Genomic DNA, 19,498 nt, shown 5'->3' with positions numbered 1-19,498 from the left:
GATGGACGTTGACGAGCTGCTCCCGGATGAGCTGCTGACCAGGATCCGCGGCCGGGCTGCCGGTTACGACGAGCGCAACGAGTTTTTCCACGAGGACCTGGCTGAGTTGAAGGCGCGGGGCTATTTGGGGCTGTTCGGGAGCACGGACGACGGCGGCCTCGGCTTTGGCTTGGAGCAAGCGGCGGCCGCGCAGCGGCGCCTTGCCACTGCTGCGCCCGCCACTGCGCTGGCGATAAACATGCATTTGGTGTGGACCGGCGTCGCCCGCGTGCTCTGCGCACAGGGGGACGATTCGCTGCGCTTCGTCCTGCAGGAGGCGGCAGCGGGGGAGGTCTTCGCATTCGGCAACTCGGAGGCGGGCAACGATTCGGTGCTTTTCGACTCCGGCACCGAGGCCCGACCGCTGCCGGACGGCTCCTATGCCTTCACCGGAACCAAGATCTTCACCTCTCTTTCGCCGGCGTGGACCCGACTGGGAGTTTTCGGCAAAGACGACAGCGGGGCGGAGCCGGAGCTGGTGCATGCCTTCATTACCCGCGGCACACCCGGATACACCATTCGCAATGACTGGGACACGTTGGGCATGCGGGCCAGCCAGTCCAACACCACCGTCCTGCACGGGGCAATCGCGCCTGCGGCGAGGGTATTTCGGCGGCTCCCGGTTGGACCGAACTCGGATCCGCTGATCTTTGCCATCTTCGCCTGTTTCGAGACCTTGCTGGCCGCGGTTTACGCCGGGATAGGGCAGCGGGCACTGCAGCTGGCCGTCGAGGCTGCCCAGCGGCGGACCTCGCGCAGAAACGGAGGCAGACCGTACTCGCAGGACCCTGACATCCGCTGGAAGGTCGCGCAGGCAGCGATCGCCATGGACGGTATCTATCCCCAGCTCCAGGGGCTGGCAAGGGATGTGGATCAGCAGGCAGAGCACGGAACGCAGTGGTTTCCCAAGCTGGTGGGCCTCAAGCTGCGGGCCACCGAGACCGCCCGCGACGTGGTCGACCTTGCCATCCGGGTGTCCGGCGGAGGCAGTTACTTTGCCGGCAGCGAGTTGGGCCGGTTATACCGGGATGTCCTGGCGGGCATCTTCCATCCCTCCGACCCTGAATCAGCCCATGCCACGGTGGCCAATGCCTGGTTGGGCCCGCTCGAGGATCAGTAATTAAGCGGTCCGCTCCACCCGCATGATTCGACGGCGCAGCCAGAACTGCCGGCCGCCGCCAACATAGAGGCAACTGCGCTCCAGCTCCCATTTGCCGTACTCCGCATGTTCGGTGAGGCGCTGCCTGGCGGCCGGCATGGATTCAGTGGGCCCGACCGTCAGGACCAGGTACTCGTACTGACGGGCGTAGCCGCGTTTCCTGCTGACCGATCCGGTGGCGAATTGTTCCCTCATGGCCCTCCATTCTCCCTCTTTTCTACCGCACATCCGGCATCCTTTTCTACCGCAGGTCCGGCCGTGAAGCGAAGTCTTTTCGGTCAACCGCAGTGGTCTTACATGTTCTGCAGTGCACTGGTAGCGTCTAAGCATGAGCCTAGATCCGCGCGACGCGCTCCAGTCCCTGACATCTGCTCTTGAGGAACATCTAGCTGCGGCCAGCACCCGACGGGGGGATGAGGACCCGTCTGTGGAAGCCGCCTACCTGGGCATCATTGATGCTTTCGAGGTTTACGAGGAAGTTCTCTACAACGCGTACAACGAGGTCACGCCGCTGGTGGTCTACGAGGAAGACGACGAGCTGGAGGATGATGGTGCCAACCAGTCCGGCGACATCGACGACGAGGACCTGGATCCGATCGACGATTAGGGCCTGAACGGGCCAAACCAGACCGAGCCACGATGCAAATGAACGCCCATGGATGCCCCGCCCGCCCGATGATTGGTCGGCATGGATGCCCATCGTGGCCATGGCTGGACGTGAATGTTTGCCCGGTTCCCGTGCCTTGAGGCATCCGACAAGCGATTGTGCTTTAGGGTCGGAACGTGAACTGGTTTGAAGCTGCCATCCTGGGCCTGGTACAGGGCCTCACTGAATTCCTGCCCATCTCCTCCAGCGCCCACCTCTTCATCGTGGGCAAATTCCTGCCGGGGGCCTCGGACCCCGGAGCGGCCTTCACGGCCATAAGCCAATTGGGGACCGAAACCGCCGTCGTCGTCTTCTTCTGGCGTGACATCGTGCGGATCGTGCGGGCGTGGTTCGGTTCGCTCGCCGGCAAAGTCCCGCGCAGTGATCCGGACGCCCGGATGGGCTGGCTGGTGATCATCGGCACTATTCCCATTGTGGTTTTGGGTGTTCTTTTCCAGACCGCGATTGAGTCGACGCTGCGGAATTTGTGGATCGTGGCCACGACCCTGATTGTTTTTGGCCTGATCCTGGCGGTGGCGGACGCCATTGCGCCGCAGCAGCGGGAGTTGAAGGACCTCACCTTCCGGCACGGCATCATTTTCGGCCTCGCGCAGTCTTTGGCACTCGTTCCCGGTGTGTCCCGCTCCGGTGGCACCATCACTGCCGGCCTGCTGATGGGCTACACCAGGGAAGCGGCCGCACGGTACTCCTTCCTGCTGGCCATTCCGGCAGTCTTCGGCAGCGGCCTTTATGAACTGTTCAAGGTCTTTGCCAAGCACGAGGGATCGCCCGGACCGTTCACCATTCCACAGACCGCCCTGGCCACCGTGATTGCCTTCGGTGTGGGCTATTTGATCATCGGCTGGTTCCTGAAATACGTTTCCACGAGGAGCTACCGGATCTTCGTCTGGTACCGGATCGCGCTGGGACTGCTGGTGTTCCTGCTCCTCGGTTTCAATGTCATCACTGCTGGCCAGTAGGCTTTAGCAGTGAAGTCCTGGAATTCCCGCCCCATCCCCGAGCTCTCCGGAGCCATGCCCAGCATCAGCCTTCGGGACACCGTCTCCGGTGCCGTCCGGCCACTGCCCGCGCAGCCCGACGTCAGTATGTATGTCTGCGGGATCACCCCGTACGACGCGACCCACATGGGACACGCGGCAACGTATGTGGCGTTTGACCTGCTGAACCGGGCTTGGCGTGACGCGGGCCAGCGGGTGAAATATGTGCAGAACGTCACGGACGTCGATGATCCGCTGCTGGAGCGCGCGCAGCGGGACGGTGTGGATTGGTGCGAGCTGGCGTCGGGCCAGATCGAACTTTTCCGCAAGGACATGGAAGCATTGAATGTGATCGCTCCGGAGCACTACATCGGTGCAGTGGAAGCCATCGACTCGATTGTGCCGCAGATCGAGAAGCTGGTGGCGGCAGGCGTGGCTTATCCGGTGCTGGGTGCCGACGGCGGTCCCGATGGGGACATTTACTTCTCGGTCAAGGATGCGTCGGCTCCATCGGATTCGCGCGGTGCGCACGACGACGGGAACGCCCCGTGGTGGTTGGGCCAGATCAGTGCCCTGACGCAATCGCAGATGCTGCCGGTCTTCGCTGAACGCGGGGGCGACCCCGAGCGGCCAGGCAAGCGCAACGCTTTGGATCCGCTGCTGTGGCGTGTGGCCCGGGAGGGTGAGCCAAGGTGGGACGGGGCGAGCCTGGGTGCGGGGCGTCCGGGATGGCACATCGAATGCACTGTCATCGCGCAACGCTTCCTGCCGTCGCCGTTCACCGTTCAGGGCGGCGGTTCCGACCTGGTGTTTCCGCATCACGAAATGGGTGCAGGTCATGCTTTCGCCCTCAGCGGCGTGCCGATGGCGGAGCATTACGCGCATACCGGCATGGTGGGCTTGGACGGAGAAAAGATGAGCAAGTCCAAGGGAAACCTGGTGCTGGTCTCCGCGCTGCGTGCGCAAGGCGTGGATCCAGCTGCCATTCGGTTGGTGATCCTGGCGCACCACTACCGCAGCGACTGGTTTTACAGCGATGCGGTGCTGGAGCAGACCCAGACCCGGCTCGAAAGCTGGCGGGCGGCCCTGGGCGCCGCACCCAGCGGCTCGGCCGGCGGTGTGATCGCTGACCTGCGGGCGGCTCTGGCCAATGACTTGGACGCACCCGCGGCACTGGCCGCCGTCGACCTCTGGGCAAGCAGGCCCGCCGCGCCACAGCAGGTCAGCGCTTTGGACGCCGCGCTGGTCAGCGACGCCGTGGAGGCGCTGCTCGGTGTGATCCTGTAATCGGACGCGCTGACCGGCTCCGGGTCTGCGCGGAGCCGGGCCGTGGTCCGGTATTCGTGCGGGTTCGGTCCACGGCGCTGGTTAGGGGCTGTCCTTGCCGCGCCGCTTGAGGTACCTTTCGAATTCGCGGGCGATGGATTCCCCACTGGCCTCGGGAAGGTCGGCGGTGTCCTTGGCTTCCTCCAGCTGCCGTACATAAGCGGCAATTTCCGGATCCTCGGTGGCCAACTCGTCCACACCGCGCTCCCAGGCCTGGGCATCCTCGGCCAGTTCGTGGGTGTCAAAAGGAACCTGCAGCAGTTCTTCGATCCTGTTCAGCAGGGCCAGCTGGGCTTTGGGCGACGGCGCCTGCGCGACGTAGTGCGGGACGGCAGCCCACAGTGAAATGGTGGGCAAACCCGCCAGCAGGGCGAGCTCGGCGAGGACGCCAACAATGCCGATCGGACCGTCATATTGGGAGGCCTCCAGATTCAGCCGCTCGCGCAGTTCATCGTCGTCGCTGGTGGCGGTGACCGGGATGGGCCTGCTGTGCGGAACATCGGCCAGCAGGGCGCCAACCAGCACCACATAATTTACGTTCAGGCTCGCGGCGTGCGCCAGCAGCTCAGCGGTATACGCGCGCCACTTGTAGGACGGTTCTCTCCCATGGATGAAGACGACGTCCACGTTGGCGCCGGGAATGGAGGCCTTGGCAATCTTCGTGGTGGGCCACTTGATCTTGCGGGCGCCGGCGGTGTTGTGCCGCACCGATGGGCGGGTGAACTGAAAGTCGTAATACTCATCCGGGTCCACCGTGGCCACTTTTTTGCCGTCCCACAATTCATGAAGGTACTTCAGCGAATCACTGGCAGCCTCGCCTGCATCGTTCCAGCCCTCAAAAGCGGCGAGAAGGACCGTGACCCGTTCGCCGTCGGGCACGTTCTCGATCAGCCGGTGAACCGGGGACTCGGCGCCTTCGTCAAAACTCATCACCTCCCCACCCTACGACGGCCCGTTGCCGCCGGATACCTCTCGCCTGGTCTGTATTCGCGCAGAGCATAGCGGCGAACCCGGCCTGCGGAGCCAACGTAGACTGGAGCGCATGAATTCTTTGGCCCCTTCCAGCGTCCAGACGAGTCCTGCGACCTCGCCCGAAGGCCTGAACCCGGGAGCAGATTATCCGCTCAAAGCGGTGTTGTGGGACATGGACGGGACGCTGGTGGACACCGAGCCGTACTGGATTGACGCCGAGTTTGCCCTGGTCGAAGCCCACGGGGGCAACTGGAGCCATGGGCAGGCCCTGACGCTGGTGGGACAGTCGCTGGTTTTCTCCAGCCACGTGCTTCAGGATGCGGGCGTGGCCCTTGACAGCAGGACCATCATATACACCCTCACGACCGAGGTGATCCGGCGGGTGCGCCAGGAGGTTCCGTGGCGTCCCGGCGCACGCGAATTACTGCACGAACTCGTCGAGCAGGGTGTGCGCTGCGCGCTGGTGACCATGAGCGAGGGCCCGCTGGCGGCGGAAGTCGTGGCCAGCCTGCCCCAGCCCTACTTCGAATTTATGATCACCGGTGACCTGGTGACCCACGGCAAGCCGGATCCCGAGCCGTATCTCACGGCAGTGCAGAGGCTGCGGCTCGAAGATCCGAGTCTGAGCATCGATGACTGCGTGGCGTTGGAGGACTCTGTACCGGGGGTGGCTTCCGCGCTCGCCTCCGGAGTCATCACCGTGGGGATCCCGCACACGGTGGCGCTGCCGGCGGACGGCGGTTATACGGTTTGGCCTTCGCTGGCGGATCGCATGGTGGCAGATCTGCAGCAACTCGTGGCCGTGCGCCATGGCGCGGTGGCCGCCGCGCCCGAGTGCGCCAAATGAGCGCGGCAGGCAGCGGGGCCGCATCTGTGCGCGAGGGTATCCCGCTGGGTAAAATTGCCGGCGTCCCCATTGTGCTGGCCTATTCATGGTTTCTGATTGCCGGCTTTACCGTGCTCGTTTTTGGTCCGCAGTTGTCGCAGGGTTACCCCGGACTTGGCTTTGGTGCCTACGGTGTCGCCTTCGTCTATGCACTGCTGTTGCTTTTTTCAGTGCTGATCCATGAACTCTCCCACGCACTCGCCGCAAAGATGTATCACTGGCCTACCCAAAAAATTGTGCTGAACCTCTGGGGCGGGCACACACAATTCGAAAATTTTACTGCCACCCCGGGCCGCTCCGTCGTGGTGGCCTTCGCTGGTCCGGTGGCGAACTTTGTGCTTGCCGGACTGGGGTGGCTGTTGGTGGCTCAACTGACCATGCCGACCACCCTGCAGGCCGCGGTTTTCAGTACCTTGGCGAACATTTTTGTGTGGGCCAATCTCCTCATCGGGGCGTTCAATGTACTGCCGGGGCTGCCACTGGACGGCGGGCGGCTGGTGGAGTCCATCGTCTGGAAGGCCACCGGAAACCAGGACAAGGGCAGCCTTGCTGCTGGCTGGGCGGGCCGGATCGTGGTTATCGTGTTGTTGATTCTCGCGATCGGCTGGCCGCTGATTAACGGAGACCAGCCCACCGTGACCAACGTGCTGTTCAGCCTGTTCATTGCCGGTTTTCTCTGGCTGGGCGCCAGCGCCTCCATCACCAGTGCCAAGATGCGGCTGCGTCTGCCGGACGTCAGCGCCGGAAAGCTCAGCAGCTACGCCGTCGGGATGGCTTCCTCTTCCTCGGTGGCACAGGTGCGCGCCGTAACCGTGGCGAATCCGCAGCTGTCCGTCGTCCTGTGCGGCCCGGACGGGAGACCGGAGGCAGTAGTTGACCCAACGGCGGCGGCCGCGGTGCCCGAGGAAGTGGCTGCCGGGACCTCGGCGACCGCGGTGGCCCGAGCGCTTGCACCCGGTGCATACATTCCGGAACAGGCCGCAGGACAGGAATTAGTCCAGTATCTGGCTCAATTGGCGGGCAGCGAATATGCCGTGGTCGATCCCCGCGGCCAGGTGACGGGGCTGCTGCATCAGTCCGTGGTGGTGGCAGCAATTACGGGAAGGCCCGGTCCCGGTCTCAGGAAATAGCCGTGCCAGTGAGCTGCCGCCGCGGCATTCCGCCGCTTCAGCCGTTCGCTCCAGCCCTCCGCTGCCGGACCTGGAGTGGCCCCCTTCGACTGCCGCTGCCGGTGGTCTGCAGCCGGAATTTATTGCTTTGCTCACCACGTTAGGACCATGACAATGAACCAGCACGACCCGCAGCAGACGGCAAACCATCCGGAAGCGCACGGCGCCGCCGCCCGGCGGGGTCCTTTTCGGACCGGTGAGCGGGTGCAGTTGACCGACGAGCGCGAGCGGATGAATACTGTCACGCTCACGGCGGGAGCCGCGTTTCACACGCACAAGGGCTTCCTGAATCACGACGAGTTGATTGGCAAGCCGGAGGGTTCAGTGGTGGCCAATAATGTGGGCCAGCTGTACCAGGCACTGCGGCCGCTGCTTTCGGACTTCGTGCTGTCGATGCCGCGCGGTGCGGCAGTGGTTTATCCCAAGGATGCCGGCCAGATCATCACGATGGGAGACATCTATCCAGGCGCCCGGGTGGTGGAGGCGGGGGTCGGCTCAGGCGCGCTGTCCATCTCGCTCCTGCGCGCCGTGGGCGACGGCGGCTACCTGCACTCCTTCGAGCGCCGGGAAGAATTCGCGGCCATTGCCCGGGGCAATGTGGAGACGATTTTCGGTGGACCGCATCCGGCCTGGAAAATCAGTCTCGGAGACTTCCAGGACCAGGTTGTCGAGCAGGAGGCCGCAGGCAGTATTGACCGTGTGGTGCTGGACATGCTGGCACCGTGGGAATGCGTTGATGCCGTTGCCACAGTGCTGGCCCCGGGCGGGGTGTGGATTAATTATGTGGCCACGGTGACTCAGCTCTCCAGGACGGCGGAGGCGATCCGGGCCGACGGCAGGTTCACCGCCCCCGATGCCTGGGAGTCCATGGTGCGAGGTTGGCATCTGGAAGGCCTTGCCGTCCGTCCGGACCACCGGATGGTGGCTCATACCGGCTTCCTGATGGTCAGCCGCCGGTTGGCGAACGGCGTTCTTGGCCTTACTCCCAAGCGCCGTCCCTCCAAAACCGAATTCAGTGCCGAGGACCTCGATGCCTGGACGCCGGCGTCTGTTGGGGAACGCGCTGTTTCGGACCGCAAGCTCCGCCGGGCGGCCCGCGAGGCATCGTCGACCACCCAACGGGGCAGCCGTCCGGAGGCGGCCGGCGGCGACCCGGCGGCGACCGGGTTCCCGGCGTCGGACACGGCAGGAAACTCTGCGCAAGGTCGCAGCGTTGATAACAGCAAAGACGACTAGGGTCTTAACCAGGTTCGCAATGACGAACCGCAGACGAGCCTGACTCAGCCGGAAGGACTTGATCATCGTGAGCGAACCGTTCTCCGCCAGCAACGCCCAGTCGATCGTTGACCGTCAGTTGAACGTTCTTCGGGACAAGCTGCGCTACGTGGACAAGCAGCTGGCGGCCGCCACGGCCAACAATGCCCGGCTGGTGACAGTGCTGGAAACAGCCAAGTCGGAAATCCTCAAGCTCAAGAGCGCGCTGGAGAAGGAAGGCCAGGCCCCCTACAGTTTCGGTACCCTGCTGCAGATCAATCCGCGCCGGGCGCCGGGCGCCGGTGCCTCGGGCATGGCCGAGATAGAGGAGAGCGTTGACATTTTCAACGCCGGCCGGAAAATGCGCGTTGGTTTAAGTCCGCTGGTGAGTATCCGGTCGCTGCGGGCGGGCCAGGAGGTGCTGCTCAATGAATCCCTGACAGTCGTGGCGGCGCTGGGCTTTGAACGGGCCGGGGAGCTGGTGACAGTGAAGGAACTGCTGGGAACGGATCGGGCCCTGGTCACCGGGCGGGCCGATGAGGAGCGGGTGATCCGGCTTTCCGCCGCGGTGCAGGATGGCAAGTTGCGGGTCGGGGACGCGCTGTCGATGGACACACGGACCGGATATGGTCTCGAAAAGGTGCCACGTTCGGAGGTGGAGAACCTTATTCTGGAGGAAGTACCGGACATTTCCTACTCCGACATCGGCGGTCTCGGGCCCCAGATCGAGCAGATCCGCGACGCCGTCGAACTGCCGTTCCTGCATCCGGACCTCTACCGCGAGCATGGGCTGAAGCCGCCCAAAGGCATCCTGCTCTACGGCCCGCCAGGTTGCGGTAAAACGTTGATCGCCAAGGCGGTGGCCAATTCGCTGGCCGCGCGCGCCGCCGAGCGGTCCGGTCTCAAGGATCAGAAAAGCTTCTTCCTTAACATCAAGGGCCCCGAGCTGCTGGACAAGTACGTGGGGGAGACGGAGCGCCAGATCCGGCTGATTTTTGCCCGTGCTCGCGAAAAGGCCGCCGACGGAAGCGCCGTCGTCGTCTTTTTTGACGAAATGGACTCGCTCTTCCGAACCCGGGGGACCGGAATTTCCTCCGATGTGGAGACCACGATTGTGCCGCAGCTGCTCAGTGAGATCGACGGGGTGGAGCGGCTGGACAATGTAATCGTCATCGGCGCGTCAAACCGGGAGGACATGATCGACCCCGCGATCCTGCGCCCTGGCCGGCTGGACGTGAAGGTGAAGATCCAGCGCCCGGATGCGGAGGCGGCGGCGGACATCTTCGCCAAATACATCACCACTGACCTGCCCTTCCATGCCGAAGATCTGGCCGCGAACGGCGGGGATCTGCAGGCGACGGTGGAGGCGATGATCCGACGCACGGTGGAGGCGATGTATGCCACCGAACAGTCCAATGAATATCTGGAGGTCACCTATGCCAACGGCGACACCGAGATGCTGTACTTCAAGGATTTTAATTCCGGCGCAGTGATCCAGAATGTGGTGGACCGGGCCAAGAAGTACGCGATCAAGGATCTGCTCACCACCGGGGACAAGGGCATCCGCATCGACCACCTGCTGCGCGCCGTCGTCGACGAGTTCCGCGAGCATGAGGACATGCCCAACACCACGAATCCGGACGACTGGGCGCGGATCTCCGGTAAAAAGGGCGAACGGATCACCTATATCCGAACCATTGTGCAGGGCAAAGCGGGGCAGGAGCCGGGGAAGACGCTGCAGACAATGTCCAACACCGGGCAGTATCTGTGACCGCTGTTCGGGTGATGGGTTCCGAGACGGAATTCGGCATCCACGCTCCGTCCGATCCCGGCAGCAATGCCACTTGGCTCTCCAGTCAGGTGGTGCATGCGTATGCGCAGCTGACGGGGGAGCGGGCCGCCGGTGGCAGCGAAACCCGGTGGGACTATACGGATGAGGATCCTTTGGCGGACGCCCGCGGCTGGACTATCCCGCGGCACAGCGCCCATCCGTCCCAGCTGACGGACCGCCCGCAGGAGCAGCAGGATCCTGCACCGGAGCTGACCGCGGCGCAGGTCGCCCTTGAAGGTGCTGCGCTGGACCTGGACGACGGCTCCGGCGGTTCGGCGCTGATGATGAATATGGTGTTGGGAAACGGCGCCCGGCTCTATGTTGACCACGCACATCCGGAGTATTCCTCGCCGGAAGTGACCAATCCGCTGGACGCGGTGCGCTGGGACGCAGCCGGGGACGCTGTGGCACTGGCAACGGTTCGGCAAATTGCCCGTAACCCCTCAATGCCGGGCGTGAACCTGTACAAGAACAATACGGACAACAAGTCCGTTTCCTACGGCAGCCACGAGAATTACCTGATGCCACGGCAGGTTCCCTTTGGCCGGATTGTCTCCGGACTGACGCCGTTCTTCGTCACCCGGCAGCTGATCTGTGGTGCCGGCCGGGTGGGGTTGGGGCAGGACGGTTCCGGGCACGGCTACCAGCTCAGCGCCCGCGCGGACTTCTTCGAGGCCGAGGTGGGGCTGGAAACCACCATCCGGCGACCGATCATCAACACCCGGGACGAGCCGCACGCCATTGCGGATAAGTATCGCCGGCTGCATGTGATCATCGGCGATGCCAACCTCAGCCAGGTTTCCAACTATCTTAAGTTCGGCACGACGGCGCTGGTTTTGGACATGATCGAGCATGGCACGGTGCCGGAACTCTCGCTCCATGATCCGGTGGCTGCCCTGCAGACGGTGAGCCACGATCTGTCGATGAAAGTTCTGCTTCGGGTGGACGATGGCCGCCGGATGAGCGCCCTGGACATCCAGGAGCTTTATCTTCAGGCGGCTCAAAAGCACTGCCAGCGCAGCGGTGCGGGGGACGAGGAGTCGGGGGACGGGCACAGCGCGCAGGTGCTGCGCCGCTGGGAAGAGGTGCTCAGGCAGCTGGCGGACGACCCGGCCGGAGCCGCGGGCCAGGTGGAATGGGTGGCGAAGCTGTCGTTGCTCCAGCAGTACCGGGACCGGGACTCGCTGGCATGGAATCATCCGCGGCTGGGGCTCATTGACCTGCAGTGGTCCGATGTCCGTCCGGAGAAAGGGCTGTATTACCGGCTGCTGTCCAGGGGTCGAATGGAGCGCATGGTTGCCGACGAAGCGATCGCCCGCGCCGTGGTCCAGCCGCCGGAGGACACCCGCGCCTATTTCCGCGGACAGTGCATCCAGCGCTACGGTTCCAGCATTGCCGGAGCCAGCTGGGACTCGGTCATTTTTGAACTTCCCGGCGACCGGCGCCTGCAGCGCGTCCCCACCCGGGAGCCGCAGCGCGGCACCCGGGCACTCACACAGGGATTGTTCGACCGGCACCGGGATGCCGCGGGATTTCTGGCCGAGCTGCTCGACTTCCACCCATAGGAATCCGAGCGGGTGCGGCCGCGGCGTGGCAGGATAATGCTTAGGAAGTTCTCGACAGCAAAGGGGATCATCATGGCCGGCCAGGAACACAAGAACACGGTGGGACGAACCGAAGAGGACGAGGCTCCGGATGCGGCCGTGCCGCCGTCGGCCGCCGCCTCCGCCCAGGAATCGGCCTCCACCGAGGGACTCGACGACCTGCTGGATGAAATCGACGGAGTGCTCGAATCCAATGCGGAGGAATTCGTCCGCGGGTTCGTGCAAAAGGGCGGGCAGTAGGCACCGTGACGCAGAAAAGCACGGTCAGCCAGATAGCCGACACGGCGACATCATCCTTCAGCGAACACCTCTCCCGGATCCAGCCGGATCTGTTGCCGTATGGACGTGCACTGCCGGCAGGGAACCTGCCGCCGGTGCCGCATGCCACCACAATCGTGGCGATGGCCTTTGCCGGCGGCGTCCTGATGGCCGGGGACCGCAGGGCCACGATGGGGACCATGATCGCCAGCCGCCACATTGAAAAGGTCTTTCCGGCGGATGCGTACTCGGTGCTGGGCATTGCCGGAACAGCCGGAATCGCCATCGACATCACCCGGCTGTTCCAGGTGGAACTGGAACACTATGAAAAAATCGAGGGAACCCTGCTGAGCCTCGATGGCAAGGCCAACCGGCTTGGTGCGATGATCCGGGCGAACCTGCCGCTGGCCCTGCAGGGAATGGCCGTGATACCGCTGTTTGCCGGTTTCGATATGCCCAAGGCGGTGGGCCGGCTGTTCTCCTACGACGTCACCGGCGGCCGCTACGAGGAACTCGAACACCACAGTGTGGGCTCCGGTGCGGTCTTTGCCCGCGGTGCCCTGAAAAAGTTGTGGAGGCCGAATATGTCCGAGGAGGAGACAGTTCGGGTGGCCATAGAGTCTCTCTACGACGCCGCCGACGACGATTCGGCCACGGGCGGTCCGGATGCCGTCCGCCAGCTCTGGCCGATCGTTTACACGGTCACCCGCGGGGGCGCGCGCAAGGTCAGCGAACGTGAACTGGCCGCCGTTTCGGAGTCCGTGCTCGCCCGTCGGGCCAGCCTGGAACGGGAGGCCTGAGATGACTCAGCAGTTTTATGTCTCGCCCGAGCAGATGATGAAGGACCGGGCGGATTTCGCCCGGAAGGGAATCGCCCGGGGCCGGTCGGTGGTGGTGATCAGCTGCGCCGAGGGAATTGCCCTGGTGGCGGAAAACCCGTCGCCGTCACTGCACAAAATCGGCGAAATCTACGACAAGATCGCCTTCGCCGCGGTCGGCAAATACAACGAGTTCGAAAGTCTGCGGCAGGCCGGCGTGCGCTACGCGGACGTGCGCGGCTATTCCTATGACCGCGAGGACGTCACTGCACGCGGCCTTGCCAGCGTCTACGCGCAAAGTCTGGGGGCGGTCTTCACCGCCGAGCAAAAGCCCTTCGAGGTGGAGCTGGCCGTGGCGGAGGTCGGGCGGCACCCGGACGAGGATCACCTGTACCGGCTGACCTTTGACGGTTCGATAGCCGATGTGTCGGGATTCGTGGCCATGGGCGGGCAGGCGGAGACGGTGCAGGAAGCCTTGGCCCGGGGCTGGAAGGCGGAGTCCGGGTTCGCCGAAGCGATCCGGCTGGCCGTACGTTCGCTCGCCGCAGACCGTCAGGCAGAAGCGGATCCGGGTCCGGAAAACCTTGAGGTGGCGCTGCTGGACCGGGATTCGGAGAGCAGCCGCGGAGCGATCCGGGCCTTCCGGCGGCTGCCGAAGGCAAATGTCCGGGATCTGCTGACGGCTCAGGAAGCTGGCTGAGCATGGATAAACGGATCTTCGGAATCGAGACCGAATTCGGCATTACCTACTCCAGCCCGCATTCGCGCCCGCTTTCACCGGAGGAGGTGGCCCGGTACCTGTTCCGCAAAGTAGTCAGCTGGGGCCGGTCCTCCAACGTTTTTTTAGCCAACGGATCCAGGCTGTATTTGGACGTGGGCTCACACCCGGAATATGCCACGGCCGAATGCGACGATCTGGCTCAGCTCATTGCGCACGACCAGGCCGGCACCCTGATCCTCAGCGATCTGGTGGAGGAGGCTCAAACCAGGCTTGCGCTGGAAGGCTTTGAGGGCAGCGTCTTCCTATTCAAAAACAACACCGATTCGGCCGGCAACTCCTACGGAAGTCATGAAAACTATCTGATCCCGCGGCGTGGGGAGTTCAGCCGGCTGGCGGAGATCCTGATTCCGTTCCTGGTGACGCGGCAGCTGATTGCCGGGGCAGGGAAGGTGCTCGCCACACCGCAGGGGGGCCTGTATGCGTTCTCACAGCGTGCCGATCACATCTGGGAGGGCGTGTCCTCGGCCACCACCAGGTCACGACCAATCATTAATACCCGCGACGAGCCACACGCGGACGCCGAGTTCTATCGGCGCCTGCATGTCATTGTCGGTGATTCCACCATGTCCGAAACCACCACCCTGCTCAGAGTGGGAACGGTGGACCTGATCCTGCGTATGATCGAGCACGGCGTCATCTTCCGCGATCTGCGGATGGAGAACCCCATCCGGAGCATCCGCGAAATTTCGCATGACTTGACGGGTCGGCAGGTGGTCCGGATGGCGAACGGCCGTGAAATGACTGCGCTGGCCATCCAGCGGGAATTCCTGGCCAAAGTGACCGACTTCGTGGCAGTCAACGGTGCCCACACGGCACATGTGCCCAGGATCCTGGACCTGTGGGGACGCACCCTGGACGCGATAGAATCCCAGAACTACAGCGGCATCGACACCGAAATTGACTGGGCGATCAAGAAAAAGCTGCTCGATGGCTACCGGCGCCGGCACGGGCTTGAGCTTGACTCCGCCCGCGTGGCACAGCTGGATTTGACTTACCATGACATCTCTCCCACCCGTGGCCTGTTCAATGTCCTGCGCTCCCGTGGAGCCGTGGCCAGGGTAGTGGACGATATCTCCGTCAAGGCGGCAGTTGATCAGCCGCCGCAGACGACGCGGGCCAAACTCCGCGGAGATTTTGTGCGCCGCGCCCAGGAGGCCGGCCGCGACTACACCGTGGATTGGGTGCACCTTAAACTCAATGACCGGGCACACCAGACCATCTTGTGCAAGGATCCGTTCCTGAGTGTGGACGAGCGGGTGGATGCGCTGATCGCCTCCATCGGGGACTGACTTCCCGCACTTCCGGTGGCCGGAGGCAGCGGACTTTACAGCGAACTCCCAGAATGGGGCAGCGAACTCCCAGACTTAGCGGCTAAGCTGGTTGCGGCCTCGCAGCGGTGCGCCGCAGGCGGGTCCGTTTTAAGCCATCGACGAAAGTGTTTCCGTGCGCCGACTTCTTGCCATCGTTATCCCTGTTTTGCTGCTGATGCTCACCGCCTGCTCCGGCGGTGGAAGTACCGCAGCCACCAGCTCGTCGTCGAGCCCCTCGGCCAACGTTCCGGCCTCCCACGCGGAGGACCTGGCCTCGGTCAAGGTCAAGCCCGCCGCCAAGGGCAAGGCTCCCGCCGTCGACTTCACCAAACCGCTGAAGATCAGCGCCGAATCTATCCGGGTTATCACCGACGGGACCGGCGATCCGATCAAGGATGGCCAGTCCGTGGTGCTGCGCGAAGTGGCATACAACGCCGAGAATGGCAGTCCGCTTGGCGATAACTACTCCCAGCCGGCCGGCCAGTCCTTCGTTTTCGACTCGAAGTTCCAGCAGCAGTACCCCTTGGTCTACCACACCTTTATTGGGACCAAGGTCGGTGCGCAGGTTGCCTACGCGGTGCCCGGCTCAGCCGCCGTGCCGGCCAAGGCCGCCGTGCCCAGCAGCAGTGCCGCACCGAGCCAGCCGGCTCAGCCGAGCCAGCCCGCGGTGCCCGCCCAGCTCGTTATCTATGAGGTCGAATCCACCAAGGACGCCCCGAAGCTGATGTCCCAGGACGACGTGGCCAAGCTGGACAAGGCCGGCGGTCTTCCGGCGGTAAAGTTCGATGCCAAGGGCGCTCCCAGCATCACCGTGCCCAAGAAAGACGCGCCGTCCGATCTGGTGGCCAAAGTCCTCTCCGAGGGCAAGGGTGATGTGGTGAAGGCAACCGACACGATCACTGCCAACTACAGCGGATGGCAGTGGTCCGACGGCAAGAAGTTTGACTCCAGCTATGACAAGGGTAAGCCGATCACCACGCCGCTGAGCAATGTGATCCCGGGGTGGACGCAGGGTCTCGCTGGCCAGAAGGTGGGCTCCAAGGTGCTGTTGGTCATTCCGTCGGTCCTCGCCTACGGCGACAGCGGCGCCAACGGTCAGCCGTCCGGCCCGCTGGTCTTTGTCGTGGAGATCACCGCCAAGAAGTAGCAGCATCCGCACAATCCGCAGCAACCGCACAAACCGCGAGGTAAGGAGCATTATGTCTTTTGGACAGCGTGACTATGACCGGCAGAAACCCGAAATTGACTTTCCGGACCACGATGTCCCCGCCGAACTGGTGGTGGATGACCTGATTGAGGGCACCGGAACCGAGGCGCGGCCGGGCAGCACCGTCTCCGCCCACTATGTTGGCGTCGCGTTCTCCACCGGCGAAGAATTCGACTCCTCCTGGGGCCGTGGTGCTCCACTGGACTTCAAGGTCGGCGTCGGGCAAGTCATCCAGGGCTGGGACCAGGGGCTGCTGGGCATGAAGGTCGGCGGCCGCCGCCGGCTGGAAATCCCCTCGGAGCTGGCTTACGGCGAACGCGGCGCCGGCGGGGCAATCGGGCCCAACGAGGCGCTGATCTTCGTGGTTGACCTGGTGGGCGTGCGCGACTGACCACCTCCGGGATAGTAACGTGGCCCTGTGTCTGCTTCCACCACTGAACGCCTCCTGAATCTGGTCATCGCACTGTTGGGCTCGCGCTACGGCAGGAGCCGTGATTTTCTGCGCACCAATATCCAGGGCTACGAGCCGAAGTCCTCAGATGAGGCATTCGGCCGCATGTTCGAGCGGGACAAGGCCTACCTTAAGCGCCTCGGCATTCCGATTCTCGCCGAAAAGGATCCCTATGCGGAGGACGAGAACGCCTGGAAATACCGGATCCGGCCGCAGGATTACCGCCTCCCGGAGGTGCCGCTGGATCCGCAGGGGGTCACCATCCTCTCGTTGGCCGCTCAGGTCTGGGAGCAGGCGTCGGTGGGCACGGCTGCAGCACGGGCGCTGCGCAAGCTCGAGCGTGCCACAGGCTTGGCGGCCGACGGCGGCACTGCGGCTTTGGAGGCACGCATCCGTACCCGCGAGCCGGCATTCGATGCCCTCTGGGATGCGCTGCTGAACCACCGCACCATCAGCTTCAGCTACCGCAGGGCGCAGTCGGACGAACTGACCCAGCGCACGGTCGAGCCCTGGGGACTGGGCAACAAATATGGTCAGTGGTATCTCAGCGGCCATGACCTCTCCCGCGGTGGCCAGCGGCTGTTCCGGCTCTCCCGGATTGTCGGTTCGGTCTCGACGGTTCCTGGGCCGCCCTTCGACCGGCCGGTGGGCTACGACATTTCAGCCGACCTTGACGCGCTGGGCACCGGCCCGCTGAGCCAAGCAACCCTGCGTGTGCCCCCTGGCTCGGGGCAGCTGCTTCGCGAGCTGGCAACCAGCGCGGACCAAGCTGGCGCTGAGGCCGACCAGGCTGGCTTTGAGGGGGCCGGCGCTGACCAGATGGGTGTGGACGGGTGGGACACCCTACTTGTCCCGTACCGGGAGCCCGAGTTGTTGGCGGGGGAGCTGGCCGCGATGGGTGCGGCCGTCGTCGTCGTCGCTCCGGCCGCACTGCGGGCCGACGTGTGCCGCCGACTGAGCCTGGCGAGGGCCGTGGCAGATGGCTCGTTACCGGAGGTGGATTTCGTCCCCCGGTGCCCGCCCGAGCAACGTACCAAGACCACTACCGAGGATCGGCTGCGGCGGCTGCTGGACCTCGTGCCTTACCTGGTCAGCCATCCCGGTGTCGAGGTTGCTGCCGTGGCCGAGGAGTTCGACGTCAGCCGCCGGCAGCTCGAGGAGGATCTGGCTTTGCTGACCCTGTGCGGTCTGCCGGGGTACCAGCATGGTGACCTTATCGACATCCAGTGGGACGGCGACGCCGTTTTCATCCGCGACGCCGAGGAGTTGGCCAAGCCGCTGCGGTTAAGCCAGGAGGAGGCGTGCGTGCTGCTCGTTGGCTTGGAATCACTGCGTTCACTGCCCGACGGAACCGGCGGAACTGGCGGAGCTGCTTTGGACGCGGTGCTGAATAGTGTTCGCCAGGTTGCCGGCGACGGTGCTTGGGTGGGCGCCGCGGTGCAGGCACGGATCACGGCTGATGCGCCGCTGCCAACGTTGTCCCTGCTGCAGGGTGCCGTCAGCGAGGGAAACTGCGTGCGGCTGCGCTATTTGGTGCGCCAGCGCGACGAAGTTACTGACCGGGTGGTTGAACCACTGCGGATCTTTTCCCTTGACTCGACCTGGTACGTCGAAGCGTGGTGCCGGATGGCGAACGGCCTGCGTAATTTTCGGCTGGACAGCGTCCTCGCAGCCGAGGCAACCGGGGAACCGGCTTTGAAACGTGGACTGCCACGCAATGGCACGTTGCCGGTCAGCGCTTTTTTGCCTGCCGCGGACGACGTGGAGGTTGTATTGGCCCTTTCACCGCAGGCCCAGTGGGCAGCCGGCGCGTATGGCGCCCAAGCGCAGGCGCCGCTGCCCGACGGCGGGATGGCCATTCGAATCAAGGTCGGACGGCCGGCGCTGGTGCCGGAGCTGATGGCGCGGTTGGGCGGGGGCGGCCGGGTGCTGGAACCACGGGAGCTGCGCGGGGTCACAATCGGCTGGCTCGACGCCGCGCTTGCCAACTATCCGCAGACCGGCAGCATAGACTGACGCTATGCCTTGGTGGTCATGGATTGTTATCTGGATTGCGCTTGCCGCGCTGTCGCTGGCGTATGTCCTGCTGCTGGGAATCAGGGTCTGGCGTGGCTTTTCCGCCATGTTGAAGTCCTTCGAGGACACCGGAAACCAGCTGGAGGAATACCGCGACCGCCGCGCCGCGGAGCTGGCCGAAGAACTCGATCACGCACAGCCGGATCAGCACCGGCCACTGCCCGGCGCTGCCGTCTTTGCCTCTCCGCAGCGGCTCCGGGAGGATTACGCGGTGTCCAAGGCCGCCCGGCAATCCGAACGGCGCCGGCAGCGGGTCCACCGCCGCGCCGTCCGCGGCCAGCGGCAGTCCCTGCGCGACACCGAAATGGCTTAAGACGTATCATGTACCAACAGGAAAGGACGTATTGTGGGCAAGCTTTTTGAGAACCCCTGGGTTGTCTTGATCATCATCATCGTGATTGTTCTGCTTTTCGCTGCACCCAAGCTTCCGGGCATGGCCCGCAGCCTTGGCCAGTCGATGCGGATCATCAAGTCCGAGGTGAAGGAAATGAAAAACGACGGCAAGACCGACCCCGCGGCCGGGCCCACGACCGGCACTGCCGCCGAGAAGCCGTTTGAGGGCAGGATTGTCAATGCTCCGCACCCTACGAGTGGGCAGCAGCAGGCGGGAACGCCGGGTACTGGTGACGGCACCATGCCCGGCACCGGGACTCACTCCTAGCCAGTGAGCGGAAGGAAGGGCCACACATCCAACCCTGAGGGGCGGATGGCCC

General features: G+C 64.2%; 20 protein-coding genes. 18 read left to right on the top strand and 2 right to left on the bottom strand.

The window, feature by feature from the left end:
• The first annotated feature begins 1 nt into the window (after position 1).
• Positions 2-1,159 carry an acyl-CoA dehydrogenase family protein gene (locus IV498_RS13765; RefSeq protein WP_269047482.1) on the top strand — a complete coding sequence of 386 codons (1,158 nt, stop codon included), beginning with the start codon at positions 2-4 and terminating at the stop codon, positions 1,157-1,159.
• Here IV498_RS13765 and IV498_RS13760 read toward each other — a convergent pair whose 3' ends face one another.
• On the bottom strand, positions 1,160-1,393 hold the full coding sequence (locus IV498_RS13760; protein WP_269047480.1) for a DUF5703 family protein: 234 nt from the start codon (positions 1,391-1,393) through the stop codon (positions 1,160-1,162).
• 133 nt (positions 1,394-1,526) lie between these two features.
• Here IV498_RS13760 and IV498_RS13755 point away from each other — a divergent pair, with 133 nt between their 5' ends.
• From IV498_RS13755 to mshC, 3 genes are all read left to right on the top strand, one after another.
• Positions 1,527-1,805 carry a hypothetical protein gene (locus IV498_RS13755; protein ID WP_269047478.1) on the top strand — a complete coding sequence of 93 codons (279 nt, stop codon included), beginning with the start codon at positions 1,527-1,529 and terminating at the stop codon, positions 1,803-1,805.
• A gap of 176 nt (positions 1,806-1,981) precedes the next feature.
• The gene (locus tag IV498_RS13750) at positions 1,982-2,824 is read left to right on the top strand and encodes an undecaprenyl-diphosphate phosphatase (protein ID WP_269047476.1); all 843 of its coding nucleotides are present in this window, start codon (positions 1,982-1,984) and stop codon (positions 2,822-2,824) included.
• Between the two features lie 9 nt (positions 2,825-2,833).
• Positions 2,834-4,129, top strand: a complete 1,296-nt coding sequence (gene mshC, locus IV498_RS13745) for a cysteine--1-D-myo-inosityl 2-amino-2-deoxy-alpha-D-glucopyranoside ligase (RefSeq protein WP_269047474.1) — start codon at positions 2,834-2,836, stop codon at positions 4,127-4,129.
• 81 nt (positions 4,130-4,210) lie between these two features.
• On the opposite strand, the gene IV498_RS13740 is transcribed toward mshC, so the two are convergent.
• The gene (locus IV498_RS13740) at positions 4,211-5,098 is read right to left on the bottom strand and encodes a PAC2 family protein (RefSeq protein ID WP_269047472.1); all 888 of its coding nucleotides are present in this window, start codon (positions 5,096-5,098) and stop codon (positions 4,211-4,213) included.
• A gap of 112 nt (positions 5,099-5,210) precedes the next feature.
• On the opposite strand from IV498_RS13740, the gene IV498_RS13735 reads away from it, so the two are divergent.
• From IV498_RS13735 to tatA, 14 genes are all read left to right on the top strand, one after another.
• Entirely contained in the window at positions 5,211-5,987 is a 777-nt protein-coding gene (locus IV498_RS13735) for an HAD family hydrolase (RefSeq protein ID WP_269047470.1), read from the top strand.
• Complete coding sequence (locus IV498_RS13730) at positions 5,984-7,156, top strand: site-2 protease family protein (RefSeq protein WP_269047469.1); 1,173 nt, start codon at positions 5,984-5,986, stop codon at positions 7,154-7,156. Before IV498_RS13735 ends, IV498_RS13730 begins: the two co-directional genes overlap by 4 nt.
• Positions 7,157-7,309: 153 nt before the next feature.
• Positions 7,310-8,431: a tRNA (adenine-N1)-methyltransferase gene (locus IV498_RS13725; RefSeq protein WP_269047467.1), complete on the top strand. Its 1,122-nt coding sequence runs from the start codon at positions 7,310-7,312 to the stop codon at positions 8,429-8,431.
• Between the two features lie 67 nt (positions 8,432-8,498).
• Positions 8,499-10,220: a proteasome ATPase gene (gene arc, locus IV498_RS13720; protein ID WP_269047465.1), complete on the top strand. Its 1,722-nt coding sequence runs from the start codon at positions 8,499-8,501 to the stop codon at positions 10,218-10,220.
• Between the two features lie 14 nt (positions 10,221-10,234).
• Entirely contained in the window at positions 10,235-11,845 is a 1,611-nt protein-coding gene (gene dop, locus IV498_RS13715) for a depupylase/deamidase Dop (RefSeq protein WP_269047504.1), read from the top strand.
• Positions 11,846-11,917: 72 nt separating this feature from the next.
• Positions 11,918-12,124 (top strand): ubiquitin-like protein Pup, encoded by a 207-nt coding sequence (locus tag IV498_RS13710; protein ID WP_269047463.1) that lies wholly within the window; start codon positions 11,918-11,920, stop codon positions 12,122-12,124.
• A 5-nt stretch (positions 12,125-12,129) separates the two neighbouring features.
• A complete protein-coding gene (gene prcB / locus IV498_RS13705) occupies positions 12,130-12,942 on the top strand; it encodes a proteasome subunit beta (protein WP_269047462.1) in 813 nt (270 codons plus the stop codon).
• Position 12,943: 1 nt separating this feature from the next.
• On the top strand, positions 12,944-13,660 hold the full coding sequence (prcA, locus tag IV498_RS13700) for a proteasome subunit alpha (RefSeq protein ID WP_269047460.1): 717 nt from the start codon (positions 12,944-12,946) through the stop codon (positions 13,658-13,660).
• A gap of 2 nt (positions 13,661-13,662) precedes the next feature.
• Entirely contained in the window at positions 13,663-15,030 is a 1,368-nt protein-coding gene (gene pafA, locus IV498_RS13695; RefSeq protein WP_269047458.1) for a Pup--protein ligase, read from the top strand.
• Between the two features lie 154 nt (positions 15,031-15,184).
• Positions 15,185-16,198 carry an FKBP-type peptidyl-prolyl cis-trans isomerase gene (locus IV498_RS13690; RefSeq protein WP_269047456.1) on the top strand — a complete coding sequence of 338 codons (1,014 nt, stop codon included), beginning with the start codon at positions 15,185-15,187 and terminating at the stop codon, positions 16,196-16,198.
• Between the two features lie 52 nt (positions 16,199-16,250).
• The gene (locus tag IV498_RS13685; RefSeq protein ID WP_269047454.1) at positions 16,251-16,649 is read left to right on the top strand and encodes an FKBP-type peptidyl-prolyl cis-trans isomerase; all 399 of its coding nucleotides are present in this window, start codon (positions 16,251-16,253) and stop codon (positions 16,647-16,649) included.
• Positions 16,650-16,676: 27 nt separating this feature from the next.
• Positions 16,677-18,725: a helix-turn-helix transcriptional regulator gene (locus tag IV498_RS13680; protein WP_269047452.1), complete on the top strand. Its 2,049-nt coding sequence runs from the start codon at positions 16,677-16,679 to the stop codon at positions 18,723-18,725.
• 4 nt (positions 18,726-18,729) lie between these two features.
• Entirely contained in the window at positions 18,730-19,098 is a 369-nt protein-coding gene (locus tag IV498_RS13675; protein ID WP_269047450.1) for a hypothetical protein, read from the top strand.
• Positions 19,099-19,131: 33 nt separating this feature from the next.
• Positions 19,132-19,446: a Sec-independent protein translocase subunit TatA gene (tatA, locus tag IV498_RS13670; protein WP_269047448.1), complete on the top strand. Its 315-nt coding sequence runs from the start codon at positions 19,132-19,134 to the stop codon at positions 19,444-19,446.
• The last annotated feature ends 52 nt before the right edge of the window (positions 19,447-19,498 follow it).

Source organism: Paenarthrobacter sp. Z7-10 (assembly GCF_026932795.1).
Taxonomy (GTDB): domain Bacteria; phylum Actinomycetota; class Actinomycetes; order Actinomycetales; family Micrococcaceae; genus Arthrobacter_M.
The sequence above is the reverse complement of the archived record's forward strand: the minus strand, read 5'-3'. Positions and strand labels throughout refer to the sequence as shown.